13 protein-coding genes are annotated in these 19,116 nt (G+C 49.4%); 11 read left to right on the forward strand and 2 right to left on the reverse strand.

The window, feature by feature from the left end; all coding sequences use genetic code 11:
* Positions 1 to 304 precede the first annotated feature (304 nt).
* Positions 305 to 856 carry a carbonic anhydrase gene (locus tag U719_RS06230; protein ID WP_023467896.1) on the reverse strand — a complete coding sequence of 184 codons (552 nt, stop codon included), beginning with the start codon at positions 854 to 856 and terminating at the stop codon, positions 305 to 307.
* 336 nt (positions 857 to 1,192) lie between these two features.
* On the opposite strand from U719_RS06230, the gene adhE reads away from it, so the two are divergent.
* From adhE to U719_RS06250, 3 genes are all read left to right on the forward strand, one after another.
* Positions 1,193 to 3,787: a bifunctional acetaldehyde-CoA/alcohol dehydrogenase gene (adhE, locus tag U719_RS06240; RefSeq protein ID WP_023467898.1), complete on the forward strand. Its 2,595-nt coding sequence runs from the start codon at positions 1,193 to 1,195 to the stop codon at positions 3,785 to 3,787.
* Between the two features lie 190 nt (positions 3,788 to 3,977).
* Entirely contained in the window at positions 3,978 to 5,378 is a 1,401-nt protein-coding gene (locus tag U719_RS06245; protein ID WP_023467899.1) for a hypothetical protein, read from the forward strand.
* 462 nt (positions 5,379 to 5,840) lie between these two features.
* The gene (locus U719_RS06250) at positions 5,841 to 8,555 is read left to right on the forward strand and encodes a bifunctional 2',3'-cyclic-nucleotide 2'-phosphodiesterase/3'-nucleotidase (RefSeq protein ID WP_023467900.1); all 2,715 of its coding nucleotides are present in this window, start codon (positions 5,841 to 5,843) and stop codon (positions 8,553 to 8,555) included.
* A 38-nt stretch (positions 8,556 to 8,593) separates the two neighbouring features.
* Here U719_RS06250 and U719_RS06255 read toward each other — a convergent pair whose 3' ends face one another.
* On the reverse strand, positions 8,594 to 9,475 hold the full coding sequence (locus U719_RS06255; RefSeq protein ID WP_023467901.1) for a LysR family transcriptional regulator: 882 nt from the start codon (positions 9,473 to 9,475) through the stop codon (positions 8,594 to 8,596).
* A 101-nt stretch (positions 9,476 to 9,576) separates the two neighbouring features.
* On the opposite strand from U719_RS06255, the gene U719_RS06260 reads away from it, so the two are divergent.
* The 8 genes from U719_RS06260 (at position 9,577) to U719_RS06295 (ending at position 19,061) form a co-directional block, all read left to right on the forward strand.
* The gene (locus U719_RS06260) at positions 9,577 to 10,596 is read left to right on the forward strand and encodes a ketopantoate reductase family protein (RefSeq protein WP_023467902.1); all 1,020 of its coding nucleotides are present in this window, start codon (positions 9,577 to 9,579) and stop codon (positions 10,594 to 10,596) included.
* A 13-nt stretch (positions 10,597 to 10,609) separates the two neighbouring features.
* Positions 10,610 to 11,347, forward strand: a complete 738-nt coding sequence (locus U719_RS06265) for an acetoacetate decarboxylase (RefSeq protein ID WP_023467903.1) — start codon at positions 10,610 to 10,612, stop codon at positions 11,345 to 11,347.
* A gap of 90 nt (positions 11,348 to 11,437) precedes the next feature.
* Positions 11,438 to 11,956 (forward strand): GrpB family protein, encoded by a 519-nt coding sequence (locus U719_RS06270; protein WP_023467904.1) that lies wholly within the window; start codon positions 11,438 to 11,440, stop codon positions 11,954 to 11,956.
* Complete coding sequence (locus U719_RS06275; protein WP_235147639.1) at positions 11,949 to 12,269, forward strand: DinB family protein; 321 nt, start codon at positions 11,949 to 11,951, stop codon at positions 12,267 to 12,269. The genes U719_RS06270 and U719_RS06275 overlap by 8 nt, the downstream gene beginning before the upstream one ends.
* 145 nt (positions 12,270 to 12,414) lie before the next feature.
* Complete coding sequence (locus tag U719_RS06280; protein WP_023467905.1) at positions 12,415 to 13,299, forward strand: alpha/beta fold hydrolase; 885 nt, start codon at positions 12,415 to 12,417, stop codon at positions 13,297 to 13,299.
* Positions 13,300 to 13,775: 476 nt separating this feature from the next.
* The gene (locus tag U719_RS06285; RefSeq protein WP_041255367.1) at positions 13,776 to 14,897 is read left to right on the forward strand and encodes a GTP-binding protein; all 1,122 of its coding nucleotides are present in this window, start codon (positions 13,776 to 13,778) and stop codon (positions 14,895 to 14,897) included.
* A 111-nt stretch (positions 14,898 to 15,008) separates the two neighbouring features.
* The gene (locus U719_RS06290; RefSeq protein ID WP_023467907.1) at positions 15,009 to 16,532 is read left to right on the forward strand and encodes a cardiolipin synthase; all 1,524 of its coding nucleotides are present in this window, start codon (positions 15,009 to 15,011) and stop codon (positions 16,530 to 16,532) included.
* Positions 16,533 to 16,685: 153 nt separating this feature from the next.
* On the forward strand, positions 16,686 to 19,061 hold the full coding sequence (locus U719_RS06295; RefSeq protein ID WP_023467908.1) for a glycoside hydrolase family 31 protein: 2,376 nt from the start codon (positions 16,686 to 16,688) through the stop codon (positions 19,059 to 19,061).
* The last annotated feature ends 55 nt before the right edge of the window (positions 19,062 to 19,116 follow it).

Raw genomic sequence — 19,116 nt, forward strand, 5'->3', positions numbered from 1 at the left:
AACCACACTTTCTTTTGTTATCACTGTACTATACTAAAGTATCTTACAGCCATGTTGGAATGCTGTCAAGAGTAAAAGTCTGACCTCGTAATCGAAAGATGAATGATACGCTTTTTAGCTCTCCACAAGAAGTTACATTCTGTTATACCCCGAAGCATGAAGTGAGAAGCGTTTTGATCACTGAAAATGACTCATACGAAAAACGTGCCATCCTTCTCCGTTACGAGAAAATATGGCACGTTATTTTTAAATTAAGACGGAGTAGAATATCCGAATCTATTTGCGTTTCTTCTATAGAGAGTGATCAGCAATCGACGACGTCAAGTTTACCAGTTCCTGGATCGATGACGAGTCCGTGGACGTTCGTCCCAGGTGGTAGTAATGGGTGGTTCTTCACGAGGCTGACCGAGTGAGCGACGCTTTCTTGAACTGACGTGAAACCACGCAACCATTGATTCAAATCAACACCAGATACTTCGAGCGTGTGAAGAATCTGTTGGTCGATGCCCCGATCCTTCATTTCACTGATCATGTGTTTTGGATCAATCGTGCTCATGCCGCAGTCGTGGTGACCGATGACGACGACTTCTTCAGCACCAAGAGCATACAACGCGACGAGAATCGAGCGCATGACGGAACCAAATGGGTGCGATAGGATAGCACCGGCATTTTTGATGATCTTCGCATCCCCGTTCTTAAGACCAAGTGCGTGTGGGAGGAGTTCCGTCAAGCGGGCATCCATACACGTCAGGATGACGACCTTTTTGTCTGGGAACTTATCCGAGACGAACTGCTCATACTGTTTTTCGGCGACGAATCGCTCGTTGAAGGCTAGCATTTCCTGTACAACTGACATTCAAGTGTCCTCCTTTAGTGGTAGCTCTTAATATGTACCCCATATCAGAATACAAGATGATGAAACGGCTATCAAGTCACGAAAATGCGAGGTGTGACAAATCGCACACATCCATGTACATGAAGCAAAACGATAAAAAAGAGGATTTTACAACAGTTGTAAACGCTATCAAAGGTGTGAGGGAATTCACAGGATGGTCATGCACAAAACAGGAAAAAGGGGTTATGATTGATTTGTGAAGGAAAGCACAAACTATTGAAAAACAGCTTGGCATTCCTGACATAATGGTTGGCAAATCAAACTCAGATTCGTTCCACGACAGGGAGGAAACCACTCATGGCTGTGAAAGAAAAAACAAAATCGACGGCAACGCCGGTCGAACAAGCAGTTGGACAAATCGTTGAAAAAGGGCAACGTGCATTACAAGAATTACTGACATTCGATCAAGAAAAAATCGACACGATCGTCCGGGATATGGCACTTGCTGGACTCGAACGACACGTCGAACTCGCTCGTCTCGCAGCAGAAGAGACGGGACGCGGTGTCTTTGAAGATAAGATGATTAAAAATATGTTTGCGACAGAATACATCTACAACAGTCTACGTCATGAAAAAACAGTCGGGATTTTAGAAGAGGATGTCCAAAACGGCATCACCTATATCGCTGAACCGGTTGGTGTCGTCTGTGGTGTCACACCGGTCACGAACCCGACATCAACGACGATGTTCAAAGCATTGATTGCAATCAAGACACGCAACCCGATCGTCTTCGCGTTCCACCCATCGGCACAACGGTGTTCCGTCGAAGCAGCGAAAACACTCCGTGACGCAGCCATCAAAGCTGGGGCACCGAAAGACTGTATTCAATGGGTGGAAGAACCATCACTTGAAGCAACGAAAGTCTTGATGAACCATGAAAAAATCGCCATGGTCCTTGCGACAGGTGGAGCAGGAATGGTCAAATCAGCGTATTCAACAGGTAAACCGGCACTCGGTGTTGGACCAGGGAATGTTCCGTGTTACATCGAACAGTCTGCGAAAGTCAAACGGGCAGTCAGCGATCTGGTTCTCTCAAAAACGTTTGATAACGGGATGATTTGTGCGTCTGAGCAAGCCGTCATCGTCGACCAAGAGATTTATGCGACGGTTCGTGCGGAAATGGAAGCACTCGGTTGTTACTTCTGTACACCGGAAGAAAAACAACGCCTTGAATCACTCGTCATCAAAACCGATACGTGTGCCGTCAACGCGGACATCGTCGGGAAACCTGCGACATGGATCGCAGAAAAAGCCGGCATCGATGTTCCGGAAACGACGGTCATGCTCGTCGCAGAACTCGAGCACGTCGGAGCGGCAGAACCATTGTCTCATGAAAAACTCAGTCCCGTCCTCGGTGCGTATCGCGTGGCTTCGACCGAAGAAGCGTTCACGATTGCTGAACAAATGCTTGAAATCGGTGGTCTCGGTCATACAGCTGTCATTCATACGACGAACGATGACTTGATGACAGCGTTCGGACTCCGCATGAAAGCCTGCCGGATCCTCGTCAACAGCCCATCTGCTCATGGCGGAATTGGTGATCTGTACAACGAGTTGACACCATCTCTGACACTCGGTTGCGGATCATACGGGAAAAACTCTGTTTCTGAAAACGTGACAGCGAAACACTTACTCAACGTCAAAAAGGTGGCGAGACGACGCGTGAACATGCAATGGTTCAAGGTCCCTGAAAAAATCTACTTCGAAAAGAACTCTGTTCAGTACTTGCGGTCGATGACAGACGTCTCACGAGTTATGATCGTGACGGATCCAACGATGGTACAGTTCGGGTATGCCGATAAAGTAATTCAAAACTTGCCACAGTCCGTCAGTTACCGAATCTTTGACCAGGTTGAACCAGATCCATCGGTGACGACTGTTCAGACGGGTGCCCAAGCGATGCGTGACTTCAAACCTGACTTGATCATCGCTCTCGGTGGTGGTTCAGCGATGGATGCTGCAAAAGGAATGTGGCTCTTCTACGAACAACCGAACGAAACGTTCTCGAACTTACGTCAAAAATTCCTTGATATCCGCAAACGGGCGTATCAATTCCCGACACTTGGTCGTCAAGCGAAGTTCGTCGCGATTCCGACGACTTCTGGTACGGGTTCAGAAGTGACACCGTTCACCGTCATCACGGATAAAGAGAAAAACGTCAAATACCCGATTGCTGACTATGCATTGACGCCAGACGTCGCAATCGTTGATCCAGAATTCGTCATGACCGTCCCAGCTTCAATCACTGCTGATACCGGAATGGATGTCTTGACGCATGCGACAGAAGCATACGTCTCGGTGCTTGCGAACGACTACACGGATGGACTGGCACTCAAAGCAATCAAGATGATCTTCGACTACTTGCCACGAGCATATGCTAACGGATCAGACGCCGAAGCACGCGAAAAAGTGCATAATGCGTCAACGATGGCAGGGATGGCATTCGCGAACGCCTTCCTCGGCATCAACCACTCGATCGCACACAAAATCGGTGGCGAATTCCACACGCCACACGGACGGACGAACGCGATCCTGATGCCACACGTCATTCGCTATAACGCGTCACGTCCAACGAAACTAGCAGCATTCCCGAAATACGAATCATTCGTTGCGGATGAGCGGTATGCCGACATCGCACGCTACCTCGGTCTTCCGGCAGCAACGACGGAAGAAGGGGTCGAATCCCTCATCCAAGCCGTTGCTGATCTTGGACAACGTCTCAACATCAAAATGTCATTCAAGGCGCAAGGCATTCAAAAAGCAGACTTCGAGGCAAAACTCGATAAGATGGCAGTCGATGCCTTCGAGGATCAATGTACGACGGCGAATCCGAAGATGCCGCTTGTCGCTGAGTTACGGACGATCATGGAACAAGCATACGAAGGCATCTAATAGAGAAAAAATACCATGGCACCTGATCGTTCAACCGGCTTCTCACTGTGAGAAGCCGGTTTTTATTTTGGAAATCAGTGGAGACAGTCAGAGAAAAGGTGGGATATAATGGCTGTTGAATGAATTTGATGTTTTTGGTTTCGCTGTAGCAGGAATATTCAAACATCAGACATAAAAAGGAGGAAATGGGATGGAGTCAAGGCAAGAAAGGAAACAACGACGGTTTTCCGTCTGGGATGTCCTGTTTGGCGTCCTTATCGGTCTCATCTTTTTCGGTGTCATCTATGGCGTGATGGCATTTTTGACTTCACAAATCACTTCATCCTCAGACTATCAGGATCTCGTGACGCAGATGCAACAGGCGGATGTCTCCTGGAAAGATGCAGACATCACGGTATCATTGATGCTACTGTTCGTCGGTGGGCTGTCGATCACGATGCCGAGTGCGGTCCGGGAAGGGATCATCAATCAGGTACTCGACGCGAGTTCTGCTGGTGATGTCTTATCGTTGTTTGGGATCGACTTAAAACAGGTCCTCGCACCACTTACGTTCGATGTCTCTTACGGCACGTTACTTTATTCTGTCTTTGGCATCGGTTTAATCGTCCTGTTATTTTTAGTATTACGGATTAAGGCAAGTCGTCTTGGGTGGACGATTCGATCGGTTAGTTTCTTCTTAACCGTCGGGATCATCTGGTTCGTCCTTGCCGGACGCGGAAACGACGTGCCATTCCTCTCGTTACAAGACGGCTATGCGATGAGTGGCATCTTACCGCTTCTCGTCGTCAGTTTGCTTGGTTGGATGGCGTTCTTCCCGCAAAAGTTATCCGGTTTGACAGCTGCCGGTCGTGCCAGCTTGCTGATTTTAATGCTCGCAAGTACACTTCAACTCGTCTTTACGGTACAGGACGAAGCGGAATATGACGGCGATTCCTCACTACGGACGGCACTCACCGTCGCGAGTCTGAACGCCGGAAGTGGCGGGATGTACGACTGGATCCACGGCGGTCAGGTCTTGTATCAAGCAGACGTCCTTGGAGCGAATGCGGAAATCCCGGTCTCAATGTTGAACGGGGAGACCTCAACGGATCAGCTCAATGACTCGATCCAAAAAGTCGTCGATGGAATCGACACGGACCGGGTGACAGAACAATTGTTGACGTTACTCGGTGGAGAACGTCCGGATTTGTCAGCAACACAATTGAAGCTCGACCCTGTTGATTACGGCGTCGCGCGGCAGACGATCCAAGCGATTGATGCGGAATCGGCAGGAGCGACGCCACCGAATGTCTCCAGTGAGAGTGCTTACTGGGTGCTGTTGCTCGTAACGTTCGCGATCTACTTCGTCTGTAGTATCCGAAGCTTCAAGTCGATTATCGATCCGTTCGTCTTTGCGATCGCTATTGGTGTCATCAGCTTCATCGTCAGTCAAGCTTCATACGTTCAGTTCGCGATGAAATGGCGCAGTGACGTCTTATTCGAGTTCGCTCAACAGACGGCAGGCTGGACGGTACTATACGCCGCAGGACTTGCGTTGCTTGGTGGAATTCTTGGTTATGTCGTCCGACGGAAACCAGAGAAAACGGTGTAAGGGACGTGGAGTGATGAAGCTCCTCCACTAGGAGAGATACCCTGAATGGGGACGACGAACGTTACTGTCATCCTCGCTTTCCACAGACGAGAGGTAAGTCGCGTATCCTAAACTACGACCGGGTCTTACCAGGCCCTGACTTAAGCGAAAACCATGCTTTTTTTCCTGTAGGAGTCGAGAAGGAACAGTTACGTTCTACATCAAGCATAAACGATACGTTTTCAGGTTCATGACCTGAAATGTATCGTTTTTTTACGTGGTTTATCTCATTTGCATCATCTCCTTTTTTTACCATGTAAACTTGGTTTGTAAAGGGAAAATCAACAATGTTAAGCCAGTATTTGGAATTAGTTAAGTAGGTTAAATAAGACGGATGTCCGACCTATTTGAAAGGACTATTAGCTATAATCGAACCATGCTAAATTAATGAAGCAGTCAAAACATCCTGGGGGGAAAATCCATATGAAAAAAGCAACGAAACTCGTCATCGCGTCGACATTGATCGCACCGATGCTCGTACCAGTCGTTCAAGTCAAGACACTTGCTGCCGACAACAGTGTCGTCAAGTTACGCTTCTTAGAAACAACGGATTTACATACGAACTCAATGAACTACGATTACTTCAAGGATGCGCAGGACGAAACGATTGGTCTCGTCAAAGCGGCTACAGTCATCAAAAAGCAACAAGCTGAAGTGGGCGTTACGAATAGCTTCTTGTTCGATAACGGAGATACACTTCAAGGAACGCCATTCGGTGATTACGTCAAGAACCAGTACGACAAAGGAAACAAAGGCAAACATCCGATGTACGAATTGATGGAATACCTCGGTTATGATGCGGTCACGCTCGGAAACCATGAATTCAACTTCGGTCTTGATTTCCTTAAGTCAGCGATGAGTGCTTCGAGCGGTTCAATCAAGTTCGTCAACTCGAACGTATTGGATGCAGTCACGAAAAAGCCAATCGTCGCGGACTACAACAAAGATGGAAAAGACTATCAAATCATCGAACGTCAAGTCAAGGACCAGAACGGTGACATGAAAACAGTCAAGGTGGGTGTGTTCGGAGTCGTCACGCCACAAATCATGGCATGGGATGCGGGGAACCTGACGGGGAAAGTCACGGCTGAAGATATCATCCCGACTGCTAAAGCAACAGCGAAAAAATTAAAAGATGCTGGCGCAGACGTCGTCGTTGCACTCGCACACACAGGTATCGGGGATACTACGGATCAAAAAGATGGCGATGAGAACGTCGGCTACGCGTTGACGAAAGTCGCAGACATCGATGTCTTGATGACAGGTCATCAGCACGGGAAGTTCCCAGCAGCCGATTCAGCGTTCAACAAACTGCCGAACGTTGATGCAACGAACGGTCTGATCAATGGCAAGCCGGTCGTCATGGCAAACACACAAGGGAAAAACGTCGGTGTCATCGATCTTGAGTTGAAGCAAGTCGACGGGAAATGGGTCGTTGATACGTCAGGTGCGAAACTAGCGGACGTGACGAAAGACACGACAGCAGATGCCGGTGCTGTCAAATTGATCGAAAAAGCACATGAAGGAACGCTCGCTTACATTCGTCAAGAAGTCGGGACGATCAATGATGATATCCAGAGCTTCTTCGCTCTCGCGCAAGACGATGATTCAGTTCAGTTCGTAACGAACGCTCAGAAATGGTATGTCGAGAAACAACTCAAAGAAAATGCCGATCTTGCGAAATATAAAGATCTCCCGTTGTTGTCTGCTGGTGCACCATTCAAGACAGGTGGTCGTAACCAAGTCAACGCATCCGATTACACGTTGATCAAAAAAGGACCAATCGCACTCAAGAACGTCGCCGATCTCTATGTTTATCCGAATACACTCGAAGTCGTCAAAGTAACCGGTGCTGACGTCAAAGACTGGCTCGAAATGTCAGCTGGTCAGTTCAACCAAGTCGGCGGTGAGCAAACGAACTTGTTGAACAAAGAATTCCGTAGCTATAACTTTGATATCCTCGATGGATTGACGTATGAAATCGACATCACGAAACCAGCGAAGTTTGACTATAACGGTGTCGTTGTCAATAAAGACGCAAATCGCGTCCAAAATATCAAGTATCAAGGTAAAGCGATCGCAGACGATCAAGAATTCCTTGTCGCGACGAACAACTACCGCGCAGGCAGTGCGACGTTCCCAGGTCTTGGTGGCGGAAAGAATATCGTCTACAAATCAGCCTACGAAACACGTAATGTCATTTCGGACTTCATCAAAGCGAAACAACCGGTTGATTATAAAGCCGATGACAACTGGTCACTCGTCGCAAGTAAGCCGACGACGGTCAGCTTTGATTCAGCGGTTGCAGCTGCACCGTACGTCAAGCGGTATGAAGGCATCACGAACACAGGTGAAACACGTCCAGGTGAGACAGGTACGTTCCTTAAATTCAATATGAACGTTCCGATGAAAGACTTCACGGTCTCGGCAAAAGCAGTTAAACCGGGTGCAAAAGTCGTTACTGGTCAAGCCGTTCCAGGTGCGAAAGTCACAGTCAAACTTGGCGAAAAAGTCCTTGGAACAGCAACAGCAAACGAAGCGGGTCAATACGAAGTCGGAACACGTCCGCTCAAATTGCGTGACAAGTTGACGATCGTCTCTGAACTCAGCTTCATGAAGACAGAAACGAACGTCACAGTCGGCACAGGTGTCGTTGCGACACCAGCGATCGATAAAAAGTCAGCAGTCTACGGTTCAACGGTCCTCCGCGGTAAAGCAACGGAAGGTCTTGACGTGACGCTCTATAAAGGATCAACGAAGATCGCGAAAGCGAAAACGACGGCAAGCGGCTTCAAGATTGCTGTCAAGAACGGTCTAACGACAGGTACGTACACGGTCAAGTCGACAGACATCTCGAACAAGATCACGAAAAAGGCGTCGTTCACGATCAAGAACACGTATCCGGTCAAAAAATGGTCAGGCAAAAAGACGTTGACAGGTAAAGTCGAAAAAAGACAAATCGTCCGCCTCTACCAAAAAACAGAAACTGGTTATCAATTGATCGCTCAAGACGTGGCGGATCAGCACGGGAACTATGTCTTGAAGATGCGTAAGGCATTGACGAACGGCTCGTACAAACTCAACATCTATACAGCGAAAGATCATCTCGATCAGTCACGCTACTTCATCACGAAGTAATATGTCACACGGATGTCTGCATATGCAGGCATCCGTTTTCATGTGGTTAGATATGTGCGTTGTGAGAGCAGAAATCGTTTAATGCGTTCGTAGATGGTTGCTTGCTCGACTGTTAATTGATTCGTCGCGTGCGACATGTAGAGTCGTGACGTAATGGTAAACACATCGTCTGTGATGAAGGGAAGTCCCATCTCGCGACAGACGGAGACGGGAACGAAGCTGAAATACCGTTGCTGGCGTAAGGCGAGTTGCAGTGAGACGTCATCAATATAGTGCGAGGTATCGGCATAGATGTTTAGTTCCGCCATCTTCAATTGGATGAAGCGGTTGTAGTCCTTATTGTGGGAGGGAAACAAAAAGGCAGTTTCCGTTGCATCCGCATAGAGAGCCGTAATCGCTTCTTTCTCTGAATAGGAAGCAGGATAGGTGATGACAATCTCCTCTTCTACGATCGGTTCGCTCGTAATGAGCGGATGCTTGAGTTCCATAAAGCTAATCGAGAAATGGAATTCTTGATGAAGCAGACCGCTTAAAATGTCGCGGTTCGAGAGGATGTCCGAATTGAACAAGGGCGCCGTCTGCGGTAGGAGAAATTCTCGTAGAATCAATTGGATGAAGCGACCATGCGAACTGGCAAGACTAAGTGGCGTTTCGGTAGAGGCATCATTTCGCGCCATGCGTTCCTGGACCCGTGTTAGCTCGTGTTCGATTTTTTCGACCGACTGCAGCAGAAGTCGTCCATTGTCGGTCAAGCTGATCGTTCTGCCTTTTCGATGAAATAACGTCGTGTTCAATTCACGCTCCAGTTTTTTGATCGTCGTACTAAGGGCAGGCTGACTGATGAATAATCGTTCGGCAGCACGCGTCACGTTCAATTCCTCCGCGACGTGACGAAAATAATTCAAATGTAAGAGTTCCATGATATCCTCCCAACATAACCTATAGGTTATTAAAATATATAAATATATATATTTCTGTTTATGATAAAACCAGTATATCGTAAATACCAGAGGTGATAGATATGAAAATCGGAATTTACGGAGCAGGATCACTAGGAACCATCATGGGAGCTTATTTAAGTCAACAGTATGAGGATGTCGATTTGATTGATACGAATCGCGCACATATCGAAGCGCTGAACACAACAGGCGCGCATGTCATTGGACCAGATTTGACGCAAGCCGTCCAGGCGATGCATCCGGATGACATTACGGAGATGTACGATATCGTATTGTTGCTGACGAAACAGGTCTACAATGAACCGGTCCTAGCGAAAGTCCGGACGATCTTGAAGGAAGACGGTATTCTCGTCTCCTTGCAAAACGGTGTACCGGAAGAATTCATTCAACAACAGATTCCACGCGAACGTATCATCGCGGGATCCGTCGAGTTCGGAGCGACATACGTCGGACCAGGTGAGTCACGTCTGACATCGGATTACGAGCACTTTAAGACGTATGCGATGCAAATCGGTGAACTGGATGGCAAGAAAACGGACCGAATCGTCCAACTGAAGGGCATCCTTGATCACATCGGTGGGACGGAGATCTCTGATAATCTACCGGGAACGAAATGGTCAAAACTCGTCATCAATAGTACGTTCAGTGGATTATCCGCTGCGTGTAACGGTACGTATGGCGACGTTCTCGATCATCCGGTCTTGTTACGGGCAGCGATTCATACGATGCAGGAAGTCGTTGAAGTCGGTCACGCCCACGGCATCACATTCGCACCGATGAGTACGTTTGAGCCGGCAGCTTACGCAACACTAGACGATATCGATGAAAAACTGAGCACCGTACCACGATTGATGCACGGGTCGCGTGACTTAGAAGCGAGTATGTTGCAGGACTTACAAAAAGGGCAACCGACCGAAATTCGTTTCATTAATGGGATCGTCACGATGTATGGCAACACATACGATATCAAAACACCATTCAACTCACTCATTCAAGAAATCGTCGAAGAAGCGCAAGCAGCGAAGACGGTTCCAGATTTTGAAACAAGTGTCGCACGCTTTGCCGCATTGTTAAACGCATGAAGGAGGGATTCAGATGAGACAGGAAGATGTAAAAAATATCGTCGCGACGCCGATCAATGCACCGGTCTTTCCGGCGGTCGATATCTTCTTTCGAAATCGGGAATACTTGAACATCATCTATGAGACGGACATCGAAGCGTTACAAGCAGTCGTTCCGGAACCGCTCGAGGTGCTGAGTAATCAGATCAAGTTTGAGATTATTAATATGCCGGATAGCACAGGTCTTGGGAGTTATCTCGAGTGCGGGCAAGTCATTCCGGTTCGGTATCAAGAAGAGGTCGGTGAGTTTTATCTCTCGATGTATGTCAACAATCAGCCGGCGATCGCTTCTGGTCGTGAAGTGGCTGCGTTTCCGAAGAAGTATGGTTCACCCCGGCTTTATCTCGACAATGATGTACTCGTTGGAACGCTTGACTATCATTCGCTCCGCGTTGCCCAAGCGACGATGGGATACAAGTATGTTCCGATGGCGGTCGAAGAGGCACAATCGATTGTCGGTGCGCCGCAGTTCATGCTCAAACAGCATCGCGGTTATCAAGGCGAGTTGATCATCTCCGAACTGACGCGGAGTCAAATCACGGATCTTGAGATTAAAGAAGCATACCGTGGACCGGCGCGACTTCAGTTATTCGAACATGTCATGGCACCACTCGCTGACTTCCCTGTTCGGAAGATCGTCGATGCCCAGCATATCATCGCTGATCTTCGACTTGGTGGACCTGCGAAACTGTATGATTATTTAACGGATTAACGACTCTCTAACATTAACGACCTCCAAAATGGATGGTCGTTTTGTTTTACCCCAAAAACTGGCATACTGAATTGAGAGGGGGAAACGACCATGCGACAAGTCATTGTGTTACCGTATCAATCAGAATGGGCGAGTGAATACTCACGAGAAGCGGATCAGTTACGAGAGGTGTTCGGAGCACGTCTTAAGCAGATCCATCATATGGGAAGTACATCAGTTCCGGGACTCGCTGCAAAACCGATCATCGATATCTTACCCGTCGTCGATACACTCGAGGGAATTGAGCAGTTCGACGGACGGATGGAAGCGCTCGGTTACGAAGCGAAGGGTGAATTCGGGATGCCGGGGCGTCGGTACTATCGAAAAGGTGGAGACGAACGGACGCATCACATCCATCTCTATGCGGCAGGAAATCCAGAAATCATGCGTCATCTCGTCTTTCGGGATTACTTACGTACCCATCCAGAAGAAGCCGCTGCTTACGGAGCATTAAAGGAACAATTAGCAACGACATATCCGCTTGATATCGAAGCCTATATCGCCGGCAAGGATGCGTTCGTCAAGGAACTCGAACACCGCGCAATCGCTTGGAAGAATGCGCATGACTGACTGGGAACATGCCCTCATTCGCCATGTCGGTGTTGGTGTAAAGACGTCGAAAGCATTATTTGAGAAAATCGAGGTGCAGGATTGGGACGCGCGACCAATCCCCGGGAAACGGACCGTCGGTGAAGTCGCTGTCCATCTCGCTGTGTTACTTGAAGCCGATTTGATGCTAGCAGAAGGGGCGACGGCTGAAGCAATGCAGGCGTTTTATACGGAACCGGTCCCGCGCGATCAGTTAAATGAACGAATCAATCGTGCGTTTTCTATCTATCAGAAGAAAGTCACGACCGGATTTACGACGCGTCCGACGTACTGAGGCGTTACCGACTCGATGAACGGCTGGGTAATCGAAGCAGCCGTGCATCTCTATCATCATCGATCCCAGTTATTTGATTACTTGAACATCCTTGGGTACGAGCTAGAGATCTCGTTATTTGAATGAATGGAAGTAGGGGTAGTGTATGGAATATATCGTTGAAACATCAGCCGGTCGCTTTGATACCCGGCTGACAGGAAGTGGGGACGTCACATTCGTCCTCGACCACGGGATGATGTCGAACCGACACCAGTGGGGCTGGTTACGAACTGAATTATTGAAACGGGGGCGGGTCTTTGAATATTCGCGTCTCGGGTATGGTCGGTCGAGTCGTGGCAAAAACAAACGACTCTTTACGCATCAAGCGGATGAGCTCGCGGACGTCTTACGGATGCTTCGTGTCGAAGGACCGTACATCTTCATCGGGCACTCGCTCGGAGCCTATATCTCGCTCGCGAGTGGACGATTGTTTGCAGACGAGACACGCGGCATCGTCTTGCTCGATCCCTCGCATCCCGATGTCGACGAGGCATTACCGAACTGGTACGAACGAACACAAGAGGAGTGGAATCGATTCCTCTATTTCCTTAGTCACGTCCGACCGATCGCTTGGATGATTCCTGATCGTCTCGGCAAAAAGATGTTCAGTGTCTTACCGGAAGCCGATCAATTACCGATGTGGCGGCATTTTGCGGCACCCGGGCATTGGCGAGGGACGCTTGACGAATGGCAATCGGTCGAGGAGAACAATCAGCTGATTCTTTCGTTGCTTGAAGACGTGACACAGCCGGTCCTCGTCCTGTCCGCTTCGAACTGGGCGGGTGGTATGCCAGAAAGTTGGTTGAACCCGGCATTGACCGAACAAATCAATGCGGCTCACGCTGCGTTCGCCGATAGTTTACCGAACGGGATGTATCATGTGATTGCGGATACGAACCATTACACGATTGCCGGGTTTTCGCACGAGGCAGCAGAGCGGATCACGAATTTGATCGGGACAACATGGGATTTACCGATTCAAAGTCAGTAGTAAGGTTACGCTTTTTCGTTTCGCTCGAATCGTTTTCCTGGGACAAGCATCGCGCTGCTTTACTTCGTTGCAGGGTCGCTCATGCTTGTAGTTCCCTAAGAAGAGATTCCGAGCGAAAAAACGTTTTTTTCTTGTGCTTCGGAATATCTGACGGAGCTGACTCTAAAGCCAGTATCTACAAAAAATGACGCGTCACACGCCACTCCTACATGAAAAAGCGCATTATGCGCTGTCAGAGACAAACAAGACCCGCTTTCCTGCTTGAAGGAAGCAGGAAAGCTGGCTTGTGTCTCGCCTGAGGAAAGGGCGTGAGAAGATGCGTCATTTTTTTGGAGTCAGACCGGTCTACTCCTTGAGTCGATGCTTATCGGCTTTTTTTAGGGAACAAAATAAATCGAAATCATTACGATTGACGTCAGGTAAAAAGTCGGTTACTCTATAAAACGTAATGATTACGTTTTAGGAGATGAATGATGATGCAACCGATATCGATCACCGTTTTATCTGGATATCTTGGATCCGGTAAAACGACACTACTGAACCATTTACTACATAATCGCGAAGGGCGCCGCCTCGCGATCATCGTCAACGACATGAGTGAGGTCAACATTGACGCGGCATTGATTGAGCAAGGCGGGTTCTCGCGGACGGAAGAGTCGTTCGTCACACTTTCGAACGGGTGCATTTGCTGCACGTTACGTGACGATTTATTACTTGAAGTCAAACGCCTCGTCGACCGAGGCGATATTGACGGTATCGTCATCGAGTCGAGTGGTATCTCGGAACCGATTCCGGTCGCACAGACTTTTACGTACGAAGATCCGGACAGTGCCATCGACTTATCACAAGTCACGAAAATCAACGCGATGGTCACGGTCATCGATGGATATCGTTTTCTGAAGGACTTCGAGTCTGGTGAATCGTTGATTGAGCGGAAACAGGCAGTCGATGAAACAGACGTGCGCGAAGTCGTCGATCTACTCGTCGATCAAGTCGAGTTCGCGGACATCATCGTCTTGAATAAAGTCGATCGCCTGACACCGGAAGAGCGCCATACCGTCATCGGTTATCTAAAGGCATTAAATCCAGTTGCCCGTTTGATCGAGACGACGTATGGTCAAGTCGATCCGGCAGACATCTTAGATGTTGATCTATTTGATTTTGAACAAGCGGCAGCGAGTGCTGGTTGGATCCGTGAGTTGAATGCGGAAGAACATATTCCGGAAACGGAAGAGTATGGGATCAGCTCGTTCGTCTACAAGCGCGACGTGCCGTTCCATCCGGAGCGTTTGCTTGCCTTGATCGAAGACTGGCCGCAAGAAGTCGTCCGGGCGAAGGGATTCTTATTCCTTGCGACACGTCCCGAGATGGCATTGCTGTTCCATCAGGCAGGATATGCGTCGAACATGGAATACGCTGGTCGTTTTGCATCAGATGAGGATCGACGGACCGAACTCGTCTTGATCGGCATCGGACTAGAACAAGAGAAGCTCGAAGCGCTATTCGATGCGTGTCTCGTCCAAGCAGACGAAACGGACTGGGCGTCATTGAATGATCCAATTCCTGGTCGCGAGATGTACGAAGAAACATTTTTATAAGAGGTCAATCTTTCGAGAAACCGTATCTGCGGTTTCTCTTTTTTGTTATATTTTCATAGTGAATGGGGAAAGAATACTAGTGAAGGTATGTTAATTGAAGGAGGAAAATCTGTGCGCAACCGGATTTTACAATTCGCACTCGTATTTTTAGTCGCCGGTGGCATCATTTGGGGACTATATCAACTCGGCTATTTATTTTATGTCTTAACGATTTCAGCGACGGTCGTGCCGCTCGCCGTCATCATGATCATTTTCATCGAAAACCGGACAGCAGAATCAACGATCGCTTGGTTCCTCGTTCTGATTTTCTTACCAATTCTCGGAGTCATCATCTGGTTGATGTTCGGTCGGAATCCACGGCGTCGCCGTCGGAATCGTCGTTCGCATGACGAACGGAAATTGCTCAAGCAAGCGATTCGTCCAGTTCGGTCGCTTGCTGTCAGTGAGTTGCCACCGAATCACTTGAAGCTTGCGAACACGATTCGTAACTTCGGTGGCGGCGGGGTGGACGTTCATACAGCAAGTGAAATCCTGACGAACGGGGAAGAGACGTTCCCAGCGATTTTGGACGCGATTCGTCAAGCGCAGCATCATGTCCACATCCAGTACTACATTTATCGGAACGATGAGACAGGCAAGGCAATCCGTGAAGCGTTGATGGAACGACTCGAAGCCGGAGTAACGGTGCGGTTCATGTATGACGGACTCGGAAGCTATATGCTCGGTGAGAACTTCCTGCGCCCGCTACGCGACGCTGGAGCGCATATCGCAGCCTATGATCCAATCTCGAGTCCCTTGTTCATCTTCACGGCAAACTTCCGCAATCACCGAAAAATCGTCGTCGTTGATGGAAAAGTTGGCTTCACCGGCGGATTGAACGTAGGGGATGAGTACGACGGCAAGAGTAAGAAGTTCGGGTTTTGGCGTGATACGCATTTGCGGCTCGAAGGACGTGCCGTCAAAGAATTACAAGCGACGTTCCTCGACGACTGGATCTATGCCCAAATCGAATCGGATGACACATGGGAGACGTTTGCGGGGGGTGAGTCAATCCACCAGTACTTCCCGAAACATGATGTGGCGTCAGACGGGGCGATTCAAATCGTCACGAGCGGACCGACCTCAAAGGACCCCGCGATTCGCAATGCGTTGATTGCCGCGATCATCGCAGCGCAACGTTCGATCTGGATTGCGACACCGTACTTGATTCCGGACAATGAGACGATGACGCTACTCCGACTCGCGGCACGTGCCGGACTCGACGTCCGCATCCTGACGCCGGGGAAAGGCGACAGTTTTACGTCTTATTACGGGACCCGGTCCTACTTCGGACCACTTCTGAAGGACGGCGTCAAGATTTACACGTACAACCGTCACTTCATCCATGCCAAACTGTTTCTCGTCGACGGGAAAATCGGTGCCGTCGGGACGGCAAACATGGACATTCGCAGTTTTGTCCTCAATTATGAACTAATGGCGTTCCTGTATGACACAGAAAGTACGGAACAGCTCGAGCGTGACTTCATCGCTGATTTCGATGTCTCGATTCAGTTATCATCGAACGATTACGTCAAACGTCCGCTCCGCTTCCGCATTTTTGAGTCGCTCTCGCGCTTGATTTCACCCTTATTATGACGCAACGTTCTGCATCGATTTTCAGGTGCGGGACGTTTTTTTGGTTCATTCTTCCTTGAAGTGGGAACATGAACTCTTATACACTAGATGTGTAATCGGTTGCACACTACTTAGCCTGGAAGGAAGTGAAAGGGGCGTAAGTCCCGAACCCGTATGCGAACAATTGATGAATCCCATTTCTACACGCGCGACATGAAACCACAAGCACGACCAGACGCCATCATCCAAGGAGATGTCTACCGTTTCACGGTCTTGACGAGTCGCATGATTCGACTCGAGTACGCGGCGGATGGACAGTTCGAGGATCGACCGACCCAAACGGTCTTCAATCGTGATTTCCCGGTACCTGCTTACCGCATCGTCGAAAACGAGGAAGAATTGCAAATCATCACCGAGCACGTCCATCTGCATTATACGAAGGGACCGTTCGCTGCGAACACACTTTATATCGATGTCTTAGGGAACTTCAGTACCTACTACAGCCGCTATACGTTCGGCGGACCGCTCCGGACGTTAAAAGGAACGGCACGGACGCTTGATCATGCGGACGGCGTCATCCCACTTGAAGAAGGGATTCTTTCACGACAAGGTTACGCGGCGATCGACGACTCGAACGCCTTCGTCCTGACGGAAGACCACTTCGTCGAACCGCGACGCTCCGGTACGCATGACATCTATTACTTCGGATACGGTCACGACTACAAACAGGCACTGCGTGACTTCTACCACCTGACAGGACCGACGCCGATGTTACCACGTCAGGTACTCGGCAACTGGTGGAGTCGCTACTGGCGTTATAGTGAGAAGGAATACAAGGATTTGATGACGCGCTTCAAGACAGAAGACATTCCGTTCTCGGTCAGTGTCATCGATATGGACTGGCACGTCACCGATATCCCGGAACGGTACGGGAGCGGCTGGACGGGCTATACGTGGAACCGTGATCTATTCCCGGATCCACGCGGATTCTTACAATGGTTGAAGGATGACGACCGGATGGTAACGCTCAACTTGCACCCGGCGGACGGTGTGCGTGGGTTTGAAGAAGCCTACGAGGCGATGGCGGTCGCGATGGGCGTCGATCCCGAATCGGATGTCCGGATCCCATTTGATTTCTCGGACCGGACGTTCATCGAGAACTACTTCACGAAGCTTCATCACCCGCACGAGGCAGATGGCGTCGACTTCTGGTGGATCGACTGGCAGCAGGGCGCGAACTCGAAGATGAAAGGGCTTGATCCGCTCTGGATGCTCAATCATTATCACGCGCTCGATATCGCTCGCGATGGCAATCGACCGTTGATCTTCTCACGTTACGCGGGACCCGGAAGTCACCGCTATCCGGTTGGTTTCTCAGGCGATACGATCATCTCGTGGGCATCACTCCAATTCCAGCCGTACTTCACGGCGACAGCGTCGAACATCGGTTATGGATGGTGGAGCCATGATATCGGGGGACACCAGCGGGGAGAGAAAGATGACGAGTTATCGACACGTTGGCTCCAATACGGTGTCTTCAGTCCGATCATGCGCCTGCACAGTACGATGAGCATCTTCAACGGGAAAGAACCGTGGCGTTATTCGACCGATGCGGCGAACGTCATGAAGAAATATTTACGACTTCGGCACCAGCTCGTGCCGTACATCTACACGATGAATGCCCGTAATCACTTTGACGGCTTGCCACTCGTCTCACCGATGTATTATGAGCATCCGGAAGACGATCAAGCATACAACGTTCCGAATCAGTTCTACTTCGGAACGGAATTGATCGTCGCGCCGATGGTCACACCAATGCACCGGAAGCTGCACATGACGGCGACGACAGCGTGGTTGCCGGAAGGGGAATGGTTCGATTTCTTCAATGGGCACCGATACCGCGGCGGCAAGCAGATCCGTCTGTTCCGTTATCTCGAAGACCAAGGCGTACTCGCAAAAGCCGGTGCGATCGTTCCACTCGGTCGTCATCTCGAACAGTCGAATGCCCTGCATAATCCGGACGATCTCGAAGTCGTCGTCTTCCCGGGAGCATCGAACCGGTTTACGTTGTTCGAAGACGATAGCACAGGTGTCGCGCACCGCGACGGTGTCAACGTTGAGACGACGTTTGCGCTCGACTGGGAAGCACGTGAGTTGACGATCGCGGCACCAACCGGACACCGTGACTTGCTACCCGAAAACCGCTCGATTACGTTGATCTTACGTGGAGTCCGTGAAGGATACGTTCAGCGCGACGGAGAGAGTGTCACCGGCGTCTATGATCATGCGACGCAGTCCCTTCGCGTTGAACTGGGTGAAGTGACCGATACGATCACGTTGTCGCTCCAAGTCGAGATCTCGACGAACGAGAATAAGATGGACCGGTTGTATGCGTTCCTCGACCAAGCGGAAATCAGCTATGATTTGAAGGATCGTTTGTACCGTCTGCTGTCACAAAAGCTCGACCCGGTCAACATGATGCACCAGTTACAAGCACTCGAACTCGAGAAGGATCTCGTCGACTGTCTGCTTGAGTTGATGTTGTCTTAAACGATTGTATAGGCATGCGAAAAAGCCAGTATTCGTCATCCGTATGGACGAGGAA

Origin of the sequence: Exiguobacterium sp. MH3 (assembly GCF_000496635.1) — a bacterium.
Taxonomy (GTDB): Bacteria; Bacillota; Bacilli; order Exiguobacteriales; family Exiguobacteriaceae; genus Exiguobacterium_A; species Exiguobacterium_A indicum.